A 13,485-nucleotide genomic window follows, 5' to 3' on the forward strand; every position below is an offset into this window, starting at 1 on the left:
GATGTCCAAGCCCCTGCCGACGACCGTCCGCACCCACTTCACCGCACTGCGGGCGCTGCTGGTGCTCACCGCGATCCTCGGGATCGCCTACCCGCTGCTGGTCACCGGGATCAGCCAGGTCGCCTTCACCGAGAAGGCCAACGGCTCGCTCGTGAAGTCCGACGGCAAGGAGGTCGGTTCCAGCCTGATCGGCCAGAACTTCAACCTCCCGAAGAAGAACCCCGACGACCCGAAGGAGGAGGCGCAGCCGGACCCGAAGTGGTTCCAGCCCCGCCCCTCCGCGGCCGGGACCGGCTACGACTCGTCCTCGTCCGGCGCCTCCAACCTCGGCCCGAACAGCGACGACCTGCTGAAGGCCGTCAACGACCGCCGCGCCGCCGCCGCCGAGTTCGACGGCGTCGCCCCGGAGAGCGTCCCGGCCGACGCGCTGACCGCCTCCGGCTCCGGCCTCGACCCGTACATCTCGGTCGCCTACGCCGAGGAGCAGGTGAACCGGGTCGCCAAGACCCGCAACCTGTCGGCGGACGCGGTGCACAAGCTGGTCGAGAAGTACACCGAAGGCCGCTCGCTCGGCTTCCTCGGGCAGGAGGGCGTCAACGTCCTCCTGCTGAACCGGGCACTCGCGGAACAGAAGTGACCGGCGGAACAGGAATGACCGGCGGAGCAGAAGTGACAGGTCAACGGCTGGATCCGTGAAACAGGCCGACCCGGGCCGGGGCACCACCCCCGCGCCCGGGTCGGCCGCCGTACGTCCCGACCCCGGCCCGAGGACGCCCTGGCGGCAGCCTCGCAGGAACGAAAGAGCAGTGCCCATGGCCCGCGACCTCACCCCCGGCACCGGCATCCGCAAGGGTCGGCTGAGGGTGTACCTCGGTTCCGCCCCGGGGGTCGGCAAGACCTACCGGATGCTGGACGAGGCCCGGCGCAGACAGGAGCGCGGGGCCGACGTCGCGGTCGGGTACATCGAGTGCCACGGCCGCCGCCACACCGAGGGCATGCTGGACGGCCTGGAGGTCCTGCCGCGTGTCCAACGCTCCTACCGCGACGCCGAGTTCGACGAGATGGACCTCGACGCGGTGCTCACCCGCCGTCCGTCCGTCGTGCTGGTCGACGAACTGGCGCACACCAACATCCCCGGCGGCCGCCACGCCAAGCGCTGGCAGGACGTCGAGGAACTGCTGGCCGCCGGGATCGACGTCATCACCACCGTCAACATCCAGCACCTGGAATCGTTGAACGACGTCGTCCAGAAGATCACCGGCATCCCGCAGCGCGAGACCGTCCCGGACGAGGTGGTCCGCCGGGCCGACCAGATCGAGCTCGTCGACATGGCCCCGCAGGCGCTGCGCCGCCGGATGGCCCACGGCAACGTCTACAGGGCGGAGAAGGTGGACGCCGCGCTCTCCAACTACTTCCGGGTCGGCAACCTCACCGCCCTGCGCGAACTCGCCCTGCTCTGGGTGGCCGGGCGGGTCGACGAGGGCCTGCGCGACTACCGGGCCAGCCACAACATCGACCGCGTCTGGGAGACCCGCGAACGCGTCGTGGTCGCCCTCACCGGCGGCCCCGAGGGCGAGACCCTGATCCGCCGCGCCGCCCGGATCGCCGACCGCACCGCCGGCGGCGACCTGCTGGCCGTCCACGTCACCCGCAGCGACGGCCTGGCCGGCGCCTCCTCCGGCGCGCTCGCCCAGCAGCGCCAGCTGGTCGAGACCCTCGGCGGCAGCTACCACGTGGTGGTCGGCGACGACATCCCCACCGCGCTGCTCACCTTCGCCCGCGCCCACGACGCCACCCAGCTGGTGCTCGGCACCAGCCGCCGCGGCCGGATCAACCGCTTCCTCACCGGCCCGGGCATCGGCGAGACCACCGTGGACGACTCCGAGGACATCGACGTCCACATGGTCACCCACGAGTTCACCGGCCGCGGCCGGCTGCCCTCGCTCGGCCGCCGCCACTCCAAGCGCCGCACCATCGCCGGCTACGCGGCCGGCCTCGTGGTGCCCTGGCTGCTGACCGCCGTCCTGTCCCAGGCGCACGGGAGCATCAACCTCACCACCGACGCGCTGATCTTCCAGCTCGGCGTGGTCATCGTCGCCCTGCTCGGCGGCGCCACCTCCGCCCTGCTGGCCTCGGTCACCGCCTCGCTGCTGCTCAACTACTACTTCATCCCGCCGATACACGCCCTGACCATCGGCGAGACCAACAACATCGTCGCCCTGGTCGTCTTCGCCTCCGTCGCGCTCGCCGTCGCCACCATCGTCGACCACGCCAGCCGGCTCACCAGTCGCGCCGCCCGTGCCACCGCCGAGGCCGAGACCCTCTCCACCCTGGCCGGCAGCGTGCTGCGCGGCGCCGACGCCCTGTCCGCCCTGATGGAGAAGTCCCGGACGGCCTTCGGCATGCAGGCCGTCGCCCTGCTCTCCCGGATCGACGACCAGGTGCTCGCCCACTCCGAGGCCGAGCACCAGGACGACCCCGACGGGCAGAGCGAGACCACCGAGGTGCCGGTCGGCGCGGACGCCGTCCTGGTCCTCACCGGCCGCCGACTGCCGGCCGCCGACCAGCGCGTCCTCACCGCCTTCGCCGCGCACGTCGCCGTCGCGCTGGAACGCGACCGGCTCGCCGTGGTCGCCGCCGAGGTCGAGCCGATCAAGGCCGCCGACCGGATGCGCACCGCCCTGCTCGCCGCCGTCAGCCACGACCTGCGCACCCCGCTCGCCGCCGCGCTCGCCTCGGTCGGCTCGCTGCGCAGCCCCGACGTCGAGTTCTCGCCCGAGGACCAGGCCGAACTGCTCGCCACCGCCGACGAGTCGCTGGTCAAGCTCACCCGCCTGGTCGACAACCTGCTCGACATGAGCCGCCTCCAGGCCGGCGCGCTCACCCTGCACCTCGCCGAGACCCACCTCGACGAGATCCTGCCCCGGGCGCTCGACAGCCTCCCCGACCCGTACGCCCCGATCCAGCCGCTCGACCTGGACACCGCGCCGCCGGTGCTCGCCGACCCGCCGCTGCTGGAGCGGGTGCTCGCCAACGTGATCACCAACGCGCTGCGCTACAACGCACCCGGCGCGCCCGTCCTGGTCACCGCCAGCCACCACGCCGACCAGGTCGAGATCCGGGTGATCGACCGCGGCCCCGGCATCGCCCCCGAGGAGCGCGACCGGGTCTTCCTGCCCTTCCAGCGCCTCGGCGACACCGACAACACCACCGGTGTCGGCCTCGGCCTCGCGCTCTCCCGCGGTCTGGCCGAGGCCATGGGCGGAAGCCTGGAGGTCGAGGACACCCCCGGGGGCGGCACCACCATGCTGCTCACCCTGCCCGCCGCCACTCGGGAGGAGCCCGTTCATGAGTGGACGAACTGAACGAACCGCGGAAAGGCGCGTGTCCCGCGAAGTGACCGCCGGGCGGAGCGAGGTGGCCGCATGAGCGAGATCCTGATCGTCGACGACGAACCGGCCCTGCTGCGCACGCTGCGGATCAACCTCAGCGCCCGGCAGTACGCCGTGCGGACGGCCGCCAGCGGCGGCGAGGCGCTGGACCGCGCCGCGCACTCCGCCCCGGACGCCGTGCTGCTCGACCTCGGCCTGCCGGACCTGGACGGCATGGACGTGCTGCGCGGCCTGCGCACCCACAGCGCGATGCCGATCATCGTGCTCTCCGGCCGGTCCGGTGCCGCCGACAAGGTGGGCGCCCTCGACGCGGGCGCCGACGACTACCTCACCAAGCCGTTCCTGATGGAGGAACTGCTGGCCCGGCTGCGCGCCGTGCTGCGCCGGCCGCTGGGCGGTGCCCCGCTGGGGCGGCCGGTGATAGGCGACCACACCGTCGACCTGACGGCCACCACGGTGACCGGCCCGCGGGGCCCGGTGCGGCTCACCCCGACCGAGTGGCGGATCCTCGCCCTGCTGGTGGCCAACCCGGGCCGGCTGGTGCCCGGGCGGCAGATCCTGCGCGAGGTGTGGGGGCCGGCCCAGGAGGCGCGCGGCAACTACCTGCGGGTCTACCTGGCCGGGCTGCGCCGCAAGTTGGAGCGCGACCCGGGCCGCCCGCGGCACCTGATCACCGAACCGGGGATCGGGTACCGGTACGAGCCCTGAACGCCGCCCCGGCAGCCGCCGCGTCAACGACCCGTCAAGAGCGGGCCGGAGACCGACAGGGGAGCGTCAAGGCAGGCCCGGAGCGGTGTTCCGTGGGCGTAGCGTCAGTGCTGACCGAGCGGGCCCGGCTCCAATGTGGGGGAGGCCCGGGACCGCTCCAGCCGCCGTCGAACGGCGGCCAGCAGGTGGGGGAGGGGCGCGCGACATCCGTCGCGCGCCCCTTGAACTTTCTGGGGGGGGAGGCTGTTCAGCCCCCGCCGGTGCTCCCGGACTGCCGGGGCAGCGCCAGCGCCACGGTGTCCGCGAACTCCCGCACCGCGCTCGTCCGGCTGACCACCCGGCCGCTGTGCACCACCAGCCGGCTGTGGCCGCCCGCAAGCGCCCCGGCCAGGCTGTCCCCGCGCACCGCCAGCAGCTCCGCCGGGAACCCGGCGTCCACCCGGACCGGTGGCAGCCCGAGCACCGCCCGGGCCTGGTTCGCCACCGCGTCGTACGCCGCCTCCAGGCCCAGCTCCCCGCCCGCCGCCAGCAGGTACGCCGACTCCAGCGGATCCGCCCGGCCGACCGGGTTGGACTGGTCCCGCAGCGCGCCGCTGCCGGCCGCCAACGGCACCCGGGCCTCCGTCAACTCCCGCAGCAGCCCCGGCCGCAGCCCCGGCGACCGGCCCTCCAGCCCGGTGCAGCCGCCGTTCTGCGGCAGGCAGACCACCCGCACCCCGCCGGTCGCCAGCACCGTGGACGCGCCCCGGGCCAGCGCCCCGCACGGCCCGAGCGCCACCCGCGGCCGCAGCGGGGCCAACGCGCCGACCAGCCGGGCGAGTTGGGCCGGATCGCCGGCCGTGGTGTGCAGGTCCACCGAGCAGTCCGCCTCCCGGGCGGCCTCCAGCAGCACCTGGACGTACCCGGCCGGATCCGGGTCCAGCTCCGGGCAGCCGCCGGCCGCGGTGGCGCCCAGCTTGAGCGCCTCGCGCAGTTGTGCCCGGCCGTCGGCGCCGGCCCGGCCGGTGAGCAGCCGGGGCATCGCCACCGCCTGGAGTTCGGCCAGGCCGCGCAGCGCCTGCCGGGCGGTGAGCACCGCCTCCAGCCGGCGCAGCCCGTGCACGTCGCCGATCCGGACGTGGGTGCGCTGGGCGGTGGCGCCGTAGCCGAGCGAGGCGAGCGCGGCCTCGGTGACCCGCCGGGTGAGGTCGGAGGGGCTCTCCGGCGGCGGGGCGGACAGGGCGGCGGAGAAGGCGGTGTCGTAGTGGGCGTGCGCCTCCGCGGGGGCCGGCAGCAGCAGGTAGCCCTTGAGGTCGATCCTGGCGCCGGTGGTGATGGTGGGCGCGCCGGGCAGGGCGGGCAGCGGGCCGAGGCTGCCGACGGTGCCGACGGCCTGGATCCGGTCGCCGCTGATCCGGACGTCCACCACCCGCCCGTCGGCCAGCCGGGCGCCGGTGAGCAGGAGGACCGGTCCGTGCCCGAGCGGGTTGGCTGTCGGGCCGGAGCCGGAGTGCGGTCCGTCGGCGGCTGCGCTGTCCATCGCAGGCTCCTTCCCGCGCTGGCCCGTCCGGTCGGCCGGACCGTCCTGATCCCGGGTCGTCCTGACGCCCCGGGCCGTCCCCGTCAATGAGGGTCGAGCCTATGGCGCGTGGGGGCGGGGCGCTCGGAGGCGGGCAATAGTCGTATCGGGTCGGGCCGTGCGGCTGGTGGGCCGATCGAACGCGGGGCCTTGGATCGTCCGTCCGTTCACCTCGCCGACCTGCGGTCTTCGCGTCGGGATACGGATTTCACCTCTGGGCGCGGAACGTGTAATCTCTTCCTCGTTCGCCCCTATAGCTCAGTCGGTAGAGCGTCTCCATGGTAAGGAGAAGGTCTGCGGTTCGATTCCGCATGGGGGCTCTGGTGAAAAGCAGTCGGCTTCGGTTGTGCTGCGGATCACTGTGGCGGTGTAGCTCAGTTGGTAGAGCAAGCGGCTCATAATCGCTGTGTCACCGGTTCAAGTCCGGTCACCGCTACCCCGCGTAGTCGGTCGGGAGATCGCACTCCCGGTCGGCTACTCTTGTTGTGTTCTTATTCGTTGTCCCAGGAAGGCACTCCCGTGGCTGCCACCGACGTCCGCCCGAAGATCACGCTGGCCTGCGTGGAGTGCAAGGAGCGGAACTACATCACCAAGAAGAACCGGCGTAACGACCCGGACCGTCTTGAGATGAAGAAGCACTGCCCCCGCTGCAACTCGCACACCGCGCACCGCGAGACCCGCTGACCCTCTCGCAGGGCATCGGGCCTGTGTGACACAGGTCTTGAGCTCCGGGCCGCATCCCTCAGGGGGTGCGGCCCGGAGTTTTTCGCGTATGCACCCATGCGCGCCCCGCCGGCGGCAACGGCCGCCGGATCCACCGTGCTTCCGAGGAGTTGCCCCATGGCACTCGACCCCTCCTTCATCGGGCGGACCTACCCGCCCACCGAGCCGTACGAGGTCGGCCGGGAGAAGATCCGCGAGTTCGCGATCGCGATCGGGGACACCAATCCGGCGTTCACCGATCCGGCGGTGGCGAAGGCGCTGGGCCACCCCGATGTGATCGCCCCGACGACCTTCCCGTTCGTGATCACCTACCAGGCGGCCTCCCAGGTGGTCGAGGACCCGGAGCTGGGACTGGACTACAGCCGGGTGGTGCACGGGGACCAGAAGTTCTCCTACTCCCGTCCGGTGCTGGCCGGTGACCGGCTGACGGTCGCGGTCACCATCGACAACATCAAGTCGCTGGCGGGCAACGACGTGCTCACCGTGCGTGGCGAGGTGTCGGACGCGATCGGCGAGCACGTGGTGACGTCGGTCATGACGCTGGTGGCCCGGGCCGCCGACGAGACGGGGAAGTGAACACGATGGCGATCAGCTACGACGAGGTCGAGGTCGGCACCCAGCTGCCGGCGCAGTCCTTCCCGGTGACCCGCGACACCCTGGTGCGGTACGCGGGCGCCTCCGGCGACTTCAACCCGATCCACTGGAACGAGAAGTTCGCCGTGGAGGTCGGCCTGCCGGACGTCATCGCGCACGGAATGTTCACCATGGCCGCGGCCATTCGGGTGGTCACCGACTGGGTCGGCGACCCGGCCGCGGTGGTCGAGTACGGCGTCCGCTTCACCCGCCCCGTCCCGGTGCCGAACGACGGCGTCGGCGCGGTGGTCGAGGTGTCGGCCAAGGTCGCCAAGCTGCTGGACGACCGCAAGGTGCAGGTCGACCTGCTGGCCACCACCGGCGGGCAGAAGGTGCTCGGGATGTCCAGGGCGGTCGTCCGGCTCGCCTGAAGGCCCCTCGGCCCCAGGTGTGTCCGGCCGCGGCGGGGCCCGTCCGACGGGATTCCCGCCGTGCCCGTCGGCCTTGCGAAGATAGTGATTGGCCACTAACTTGACTCCCATGGCGAGGACGAGCATGCGGATGAGCGCCGAGGAGCGGCGCGAGAGCGTCGTTCGTGCCGCGGTGATCGAATTCGCCAGGAGCGGCTACCGGGGGACGTCCACCGAGGCGATCGCCCGCCGGGTGGGGGTCTCGCAGCCGTACCTGTTCCGGCTGTTCCCCGGCAAGCAGGCGATCTTCACGGCCGCCGCCGAGCGCTGCATCGAGGAGACCTGGAAGGTCTTCGACGAGGCGTCGGTCGGGCTGACCGGGCCGGCGGCCGCCGAAGCGATGTCCGAGGCGTACCTGGGCCTGGTCGCGGACAGCGAGCAGCTCATGATGCAGATGCAGCTCTACGTCTCGGTGTTCGCGGCCCGGACGACCGGCGAGGACGAGATCGGGGAGACCGCCCGGAGGCTCTGGGAGGAGCTGTTCGAGCGGGTCAGGAACCGGATCGGCGGTGACGTGCAGGGCGCCGCGGAGTTCTTCGCGTACGGGATGCTGATCAACACGCTGGTGGCACTGGGGTACCCCCGGGACCACCGGATCTGGAGCGGCCTGGGTTTCGGAGAGCACGAAGAGCGCGGAGAGCACGGCGAGGGCGGGGAGTAGCGGGCCGCACGGTGGAGTCCGTGCGGCCTCTTTTCGGGCCTCGAAAGTTAGTGATCAATAACTATCTAAGACCCCTGGGGGGAAGTCATGACGGAGAGAACGGAAGAACAGGGCCTGGGACGGCTCGGTGTCTGGACCCTGGTGATCACCAGCGTCGCGGGCTTCATGGCCAGCCTGGACAACCTGGTCGTCACCACCGCGCTGCCGTCCATCCGCGAGGACCTCGGCGGCGGGCTGTCCGACCTGGAGTGGACGGTCAGCGCCTACACCCTGTCCTTCGCCGTCCTGCTGATGTTCGGCGCCGCGCTCGGCGACCGGTTCGGCCGCCGCCGGATCTTCCTGGTCGGGCTCACGCTCTTCACCGTCGGCTCCGCCGCCGCCGCCCTCTCGCCGGGCATCGGCGCGCTGATCGCCGCCCGCGCCGTCCAGGGCGCCGGCGCCGCGGTCTCCATGCCGCTCACCCTCACCCTGCTCACCGCCGCGGTGCCGGCGGCCAGGCGGGGTCTGGCCTTCGGCATCTGGGCGGGCGTCAACGGCCTGGCCGTCGCCACCGGACCGCTGGTCGGCGGGACGCTCACCGAGCACTTCTCCTGGCAGTGGATCTTCTGGGTGAACGTCCCGGTCGGCCTCGTCCTGATCCCGCTCGCCGCCCTCAAGCTCCGCGAGAGCCGGGGCGCCAACCCGGCGCTGGACGTGGTCGGCACGATCCTGGTCAGCCTGGGCCTGTTCGGCGTCGTCCTCGGCCTGATCCGCGGCAACCCGAACGGCTGGACCAGCCCGCTGGTGCTCGGCTCCCTGATCGGCGGCGTCGCGCTGCTCACCGCCTTCGTGCTGTACGAGCAGCGCTGGGCCGAGCACCCGATGCTCCCGATGCGGCTGTTCCGCAGCCGGGCCTTCTCCGCCGTCAACGCCTCCGGCCTGCTGATGTTCCTCGGGATGTTCGGCTCGATCTTCCTGATCAGCCAGCACCTGCAGAGCGTGGGCGGCTACAGCCCGCAGGAGGCCGGCATCCGGATGCTCCCGTGGACGGGCATGCCGCTGATCGTCGCCCCGATCGCGGGCATCCTGGCCGACCGCTTCGGCGGCCGCCCCATCGTGGTCACCGGGCTGCTGCTGCAGGGCGCCGGCCTGGCGATGTACGCGGCGATCACCGGCGGCAGCACCGGCTACGACTACGCCGCCGAGATCCCCGCCGTGGTGATCTGCGGCATCGGCATGTCGCTGTACTTCGCCCCGACCGCCGCCCTGGTGATGGACAGCGTCCGGCCGGAGGAGCAGGGCATCGCCTCCGGCGCCAACAACGCGCTGCGCGAGGTCGGCGGCGCGCTCGGCGTGGCCGTCCTCTCGGCGGTGTTCTCGGCGCAGGGCGGGTACACGTCGGAGCAGTCCTTCATCGACGGGCTGGTGCCCGCGCTGTACGTCGGCGCCGGGGTGGTGGCGGTCGCGGCGGTCTGCGCGTTCTTCCTCCCGCGCCGGGTGAAGCCCGTGGTCGTCGCCGACGAGCCGGCGGCCGTGGAGCCGGAGCAGGCCGGTGCCGAGCGGGCCGAGGACGCGGCGCCCGTCCACGCCGAGGCCTCGAAGGCCTGACCGGCCGATCCGGGTGCGGGGGCGGCCGGGCGGCCGCCCCCGCACCCGTACGCTGGTGGGCGTGCTGGTAGAAAACGACGCCCCCCTCGCCCCGCTGACCACGCTCCGGCTCGGCGGCCCGGCCCGCCGCCTGGTGACCGCCCACACCGACGACGAGGTGATCGCCGCCGTCCGCGCGGCCGACGAGGCCGGCGAGCCGCTGCTGGTCCTCGGCGGCGGCTCCAACCTGGTGATCGGCGACGCCGGCTTCCCCGGCACCGTGCTGCGGATCGCGACCACCGGCTTCGCCCTGGACGGCACCGTGCTGGAGCTGGCGGCCGGCGAGGTCTGGTCGGATGCGGTCGCCCGCGCGGTGCGCGAGCACGGCCTGGCGGGCGTCGAGTTCCTGGCCGGCATCCCCGGCTCGGCCGGTGCCACCCCGGTGCAGAACGTCGGCGCGTACGGCCAGGAGGTCGCCCAGTCGATCACCGAGGTGGTCGCCTACGACCGCACGGCCGGCGAGGTGGTCACGCTCCCCAACGCCGAGTGCGCGTTCTCCTACCGGCACAGCCGCTTCAAGGCCGAGCCGGACCGCTACGTGGTGCTGCGGGTGCGGTTCGCCCTGGCCGACCACGAGGGGCTCTCCACTCCGGTCAAGTACGCCGAGGTGGCCAGGCACTTCGGCGTCGAGCAGGGCGAGCGGGTGCCGCTGGAGCGGGCGCACGACGCGGTGCTGGGGCTGCGCTCCGGCAAGGGCATGGTGCTGGACCCGGCGGACCACGACACCTGGTCGGCCGGCTCCTTCTTCACCAACCCGGTGCTCACCGCCGCCCAGTACGAGTCCTTCCGGACCCGCCCGGGCACCGAGAACGCCCCCGCCTACCCGGCGCCGGAGGGCTGCACCAAGACCTCGGCCGCCTGGCTGATCGACCGGGCCGGCTTCGGCAAGGGCTACGGCAGCGGCCCGGCGACGCTCTCCACCAAGCACACCCTGGCGCTCACCAACCGCGGCGCGGCCACCGCCGAGGACCTGCTGGCGCTGGCCCGGGAGATCCGGGACGGCGTCCGCGAGGCCTTCGGGGTCGAGCTGGTGAACGAGCCGGTGATGATCGGCGTCAAGCTCTAGGCCCGGTCCCAGGGCACGCCTCAGGTGCCGCTGACCAGCCAGGTGTCGATGTCCGCCAGCAGTTCCTTGCGGACGGCCTCCGGCGCGCGCGAGCCGCGGACGGACTGCCGCGCCAGCTCGGCGAGTTCGGCGTCGCCGAAGCCGAGGACGTCGCGGGCCAGGTCGTACTGGGCGGCCAGCCGGCTGCCGAACAGCAGCGGGTCGTCCGCGCCCAGGGCCAGCGGCACGCCGGCGTCGAACAGCCGCCGCAGCGGGACGTCCTCGGGTCGCTCGTAGACGCCGAGCGAGACGTTCGAGGACGGGCAGACCTCGCAGGTGATCTGGCGGTCCGCCAGCCGTTCCATCAGCCGGGGGTCCTCGGCGGCGCGGACGCCGTGGCCGATCCGGCCGGCGCCCAGGTCGTCCAGGCAGTCCCGGACGGATTCGGGCCCGGCCAGCTCGCCGCCGTGCGGGGCGGCCAGCAGCCCGCCCTTGCGGGCGATCTCGAAGGCCCGGTCGAAGTCCCGGGCGAGGCCGCGCCGCTCGTCGTTGGAGAGGCCGAAGCCGACCACGCCCTGGTCGGCGTACCGGACGGCGAGCCGGGCCAGCGTCCGGGCGTCCATCGGGGACTTCATCCGGTTCGCCGCGACCAGCACCCGGATGCCCACCCCGGTGGCCGTGGCGGCGTGCTCCACGGCGTCCAGGATCAGTTCCAGCGCGGGGATCAGCCCGCCCAGCCGGGGCGCGTACGAGGTCGGGTCGACCTGGATCTCCAGCCAGCGGGAGCCGTCCCGCCGCTCGTCCTGGGCGGTCTCCAGGACCAACCGGCGGATGTCCTCCTCGTCCCGCAGCACCGAGCGGGCGGTGTCGTACAGGCGCTGGAAGCGGAACCAGCCGCGTTCGTCGGTGGCCCGCAGTCGCGGCGGCTCGCCGGAGCTGAGCGCCTCCGGCAGTCGGACGCCGTGCTTGTCGGCCAGCTCCAGCAGGGTGGCGGGCCGCATCGAGCCGGTGAAGTGCAGGTGCAGGTGGGCCTTCGGGAGGTCCCTGACGTCTCGCGGATTCAACAGGCGTTCCATTCGCCGATACTGCCGCATCGGACCCCCAAACGGGAACCGCCCTCCTTCCGTCCCCCGAAGGGGTGAAAGAGGGCGGTACCCGACGTGAAGCGCGGGTGTCAGCGGGCGTCAGCGGGCGCCGACGGGTGTCAGTCGCGGGCCTCGCCGAGCAGCTTCTGCAGCCGGCCGATGCCCTCGGCCAGGTCGGCGTCGCCGAGCGCGTAGGAGAACCGCAGGTAGCCGGGGGTGCCGAAGGCCTCGCCCGGGACGGCCGCGACCTCGGCCTCGTCCAGGATCAGCGAGGCCAGCTCGCCGGAGCTCTCCGGGCGCCGGCCGCGGATCTCCTTGCCCAGCAGGCCCTTGACGGACGGGTACACGTAGAACGCGCCCTCCGGCTCGGGGCAGTACACGCCCTCGATCTCGTTGAGCATCCGCACGATGGTCTTGCGGCGGCGGTCGAAGGCGGTGCGCATCTCGTGCACCGCGGCCAGGTCGCCGCTGACGGCGGCGATCGCGGCGCGCTGGGCGACGTTGGAGACGTTCGAGGTGGCGTGCGACTGCAGGTTGGTCGCGGCCTTGATGACGTCCTTGGGGCCGATCACCCAGCCCACCCGCCAGCCGGTCATCGCGTAGGTCTTGGCGACGCCGTTGACCACGACGCACTTGTCGGCCAGCTCGGGCAGCAGGGCCGGCAGCGAGGTGAAGGAGGCGTCGCCGTACACCAGGTGCTCGTAGATCTCGTCGGTGAGCACCCAGAGGCCGTGCTCCAGCGCCCAGCGGCCGATCGCCTCGGCCTCGGCCTCGGTGTACACCGCGCCGGTCGGGTTGGACGGCGAGACGAAGAGCACCACCTTGGTGTTCTCGGTGCGGGCGGCCTCCAACTGCTCGACCGAGACCTTGTAACCGGTGGTCTCGTCGGTCACGACCTCCACCGGGACGCCGCCGGCGAGCTGGACCGACTCCGGGTAGGTGGTCCAGTACGGGGCCGGGACGATGACCTCGTCGCCCGGGTCCAGGATCGCGGCGAACGCCTCGTAGATCGCCTGCTTGCCGCCGTTGGTGACCAGCACCTGGGAGGCGTCCACCTCGTAGCCGGAGTCGCGCAGCGTCTTGGCGGCGATCGCGGACTTCAGCTCGGGCAGGCCACCCGCCGGGGTGTAGCGGTGGTTCTTCGGGTCGCGGCAGGCCTCGACGGCCGCCTCGACGATGTAGTCCGGGGTGGGGAAGTCGGGCTCGCCGGCTCCGAAGCCGATCACCGGACGGCCGGCCGCCTTGAGGGCCTTGGCCTTGGCGTCCACGGCGAGGGTCGCGGACTCGGCGATCGCGCCGACCCGGGCGGAGACCCGGCGGTCGGCGGGGCGGATGGAACGGTCGGGCTGCGGGGTGGAAGCGCTCATGCCTGCATCGTCGCAGAACCGGGACGGACCGGGCATCGCGGTTTCACCATCCGTACCGGACCGTCCACATGGCGGCGCCCGTCGATCCGTCGGTGATCATGCGGGCATGCCGGACATATGCCGGACAACCGGTGCTCCCGGAAGAAGAGGTTCGACCAAACACCCCTCGACCACGTATGCTCACTGCTCGACGGCCCGCCGAAAAAGAACCGGAGCTTCACCAGCTGTGCAGACAGCCGGGGGAGATGCGGTAGGTTGGTCGCTACGGAGTCGCGAG

General features: G+C 72.7%; 12 protein-coding genes and 2 tRNA genes. 11 read left to right on the plus strand and 3 right to left on the minus strand.

The features are described from left to right. Window position 1 precedes the first annotated feature (1 nt). From kdpC to ACIO9K_RS15940, 3 genes are all read left to right on the plus strand, one after another. Window positions 2-637 (plus strand): potassium-transporting ATPase subunit KdpC, encoded by a 636-nt coding sequence (gene kdpC, locus ACIO9K_RS15930; protein WP_363580040.1) that lies wholly within the window; start codon window positions 2-4, stop codon window positions 635-637. Window positions 638-812: 175 nt separating this feature from the next. Beyond that, window positions 813-3,365 (plus strand): sensor histidine kinase KdpD, encoded by a 2,553-nt coding sequence (locus ACIO9K_RS15935; protein ID WP_363617937.1) that lies wholly within the window; start codon window positions 813-815, stop codon window positions 3,363-3,365. A gap of 60 nt (window positions 3,366-3,425) precedes the next feature. Beyond that, on the plus strand, window positions 3,426-4,100 hold the full coding sequence (locus ACIO9K_RS15940; protein WP_363617939.1) for a response regulator: 675 nt from the start codon (window positions 3,426-3,428) through the stop codon (window positions 4,098-4,100). A 247-nt stretch (window positions 4,101-4,347) separates the two neighbouring features. On the opposite strand, the gene ACIO9K_RS15945 is transcribed toward ACIO9K_RS15940, so the two are convergent. Beyond that, entirely contained in the window at window positions 4,348-5,619 is a 1,272-nt protein-coding gene (locus tag ACIO9K_RS15945) for a hydrolase (RefSeq protein ID WP_363617941.1), read from the minus strand. 286 nt (window positions 5,620-5,905) lie between these two features. Here ACIO9K_RS15945 and ACIO9K_RS15950 point away from each other — a divergent pair. From ACIO9K_RS15950 to ACIO9K_RS15985, 8 genes are all read left to right on the plus strand, one after another. After that, window positions 5,906-5,978 (plus strand) — tRNA-Thr (locus ACIO9K_RS15950). Window positions 5,979-6,021: 43 nt separating this feature from the next. Continuing rightward, window positions 6,022-6,094: transfer RNA gene (locus ACIO9K_RS15955), tRNA-Met, on the plus strand. An 83-nt stretch (window positions 6,095-6,177) separates the two neighbouring features. Further along, window positions 6,178-6,342 (plus strand): 50S ribosomal protein L33, encoded by a 165-nt coding sequence (gene rpmG / locus ACIO9K_RS15960; RefSeq protein WP_006604855.1) that lies wholly within the window; start codon window positions 6,178-6,180, stop codon window positions 6,340-6,342. A gap of 156 nt (window positions 6,343-6,498) precedes the next feature. After that, window positions 6,499-6,957 carry a MaoC family dehydratase N-terminal domain-containing protein gene (locus ACIO9K_RS15965; protein ID WP_363369376.1) on the plus strand — a complete coding sequence of 153 codons (459 nt, stop codon included), beginning with the start codon at window positions 6,499-6,501 and terminating at the stop codon, window positions 6,955-6,957. A 5-nt stretch (window positions 6,958-6,962) separates the two neighbouring features. After that, on the plus strand, window positions 6,963-7,385 hold the full coding sequence (locus tag ACIO9K_RS15970; protein WP_063351327.1) for a MaoC family dehydratase: 423 nt from the start codon (window positions 6,963-6,965) through the stop codon (window positions 7,383-7,385). Window positions 7,386-7,494: 109 nt separating this feature from the next. Next, entirely contained in the window at window positions 7,495-8,085 is a 591-nt protein-coding gene (locus tag ACIO9K_RS15975; protein WP_400330246.1) for a TetR/AcrR family transcriptional regulator, read from the plus strand. A gap of 87 nt (window positions 8,086-8,172) precedes the next feature. Then, on the plus strand, window positions 8,173-9,672 hold the full coding sequence (locus ACIO9K_RS15980; RefSeq protein WP_400330249.1) for an MFS transporter: 1,500 nt from the start codon (window positions 8,173-8,175) through the stop codon (window positions 9,670-9,672). A gap of 61 nt (window positions 9,673-9,733) precedes the next feature. Next, on the plus strand, window positions 9,734-10,777 hold the full coding sequence (locus tag ACIO9K_RS15985; protein ID WP_400330251.1) for a UDP-N-acetylmuramate dehydrogenase: 1,044 nt from the start codon (window positions 9,734-9,736) through the stop codon (window positions 10,775-10,777). A 20-nt stretch (window positions 10,778-10,797) separates the two neighbouring features. On the opposite strand, the gene ACIO9K_RS15990 is transcribed toward ACIO9K_RS15985, so the two are convergent. Both ACIO9K_RS15990 and ACIO9K_RS15995 read right to left on the minus strand, forming a co-directional pair. Then, on the minus strand, window positions 10,798-11,832 hold the full coding sequence (locus ACIO9K_RS15990) for an adenosine deaminase (protein WP_350877043.1): 1,035 nt from the start codon (window positions 11,830-11,832) through the stop codon (window positions 10,798-10,800). Window positions 11,833-11,960: 128 nt separating this feature from the next. Beyond that, window positions 11,961-13,208 carry a pyridoxal phosphate-dependent aminotransferase gene (locus ACIO9K_RS15995; protein WP_363580053.1) on the minus strand — a complete coding sequence of 416 codons (1,248 nt, stop codon included), beginning with the start codon at window positions 13,206-13,208 and terminating at the stop codon, window positions 11,961-11,963. Between the last annotated feature and the right edge of the window lie 277 nt (window positions 13,209-13,485).

Origin of the sequence: Kitasatospora sp. NPDC087271, from assembly GCF_044744605.1 — a bacterium.
Taxonomy (GTDB): domain Bacteria; phylum Actinomycetota; class Actinomycetes; order Streptomycetales; family Streptomycetaceae; genus Kitasatospora.

What these genes read in the sequence shown, in the direction of transcription:
- kdpC (WP_363580040.1), top strand. Translation starts at nt 2, where the DNA reads ATGTCCAAGCCCCTGCCGACGACCGTCCGCACCCACTTCACCGCACTG.
- ACIO9K_RS15935 (WP_363617937.1), top strand. Translation starts at nt 813, where the DNA reads ATGGCCCGCGACCTCACCCCCGGCACCGGCATCCGCAAGGGTCGGCTG.
- ACIO9K_RS15940 (WP_363617939.1), top strand. Translation starts at nt 3,426, where the DNA reads ATGAGCGAGATCCTGATCGTCGACGACGAACCGGCCCTGCTGCGCACG.
- ACIO9K_RS15945 (WP_363617941.1), bottom strand. Translation starts at nt 5,619, where the DNA reads ATGGACAGCGCAGCCGCCGACGGACCGCACTCCGGCTCCGGCCCGACA.
- ACIO9K_RS15965 (WP_363369376.1), top strand. Translation starts at nt 6,499, where the DNA reads ATGGCACTCGACCCCTCCTTCATCGGGCGGACCTACCCGCCCACCGAG.
- ACIO9K_RS15970 (WP_063351327.1), top strand. Translation starts at nt 6,963, where the DNA reads ATGGCGATCAGCTACGACGAGGTCGAGGTCGGCACCCAGCTGCCGGCG.
- ACIO9K_RS15975 (WP_400330246.1), top strand. Translation starts at nt 7,495, where the DNA reads ATGGCGAGGACGAGCATGCGGATGAGCGCCGAGGAGCGGCGCGAGAGC.
- ACIO9K_RS15980 (WP_400330249.1), top strand. Translation starts at nt 8,173, where the DNA reads ATGACGGAGAGAACGGAAGAACAGGGCCTGGGACGGCTCGGTGTCTGG.
- ACIO9K_RS15990 (WP_350877043.1), bottom strand. Translation starts at nt 11,832, where the DNA reads ATGGAACGCCTGTTGAATCCGCGAGACGTCAGGGACCTCCCGAAGGCC.
- ACIO9K_RS15995 (WP_363580053.1), bottom strand. Translation starts at nt 13,208, where the DNA reads ATGAGCGCTTCCACCCCGCAGCCCGACCGTTCCATCCGCCCCGCCGAC.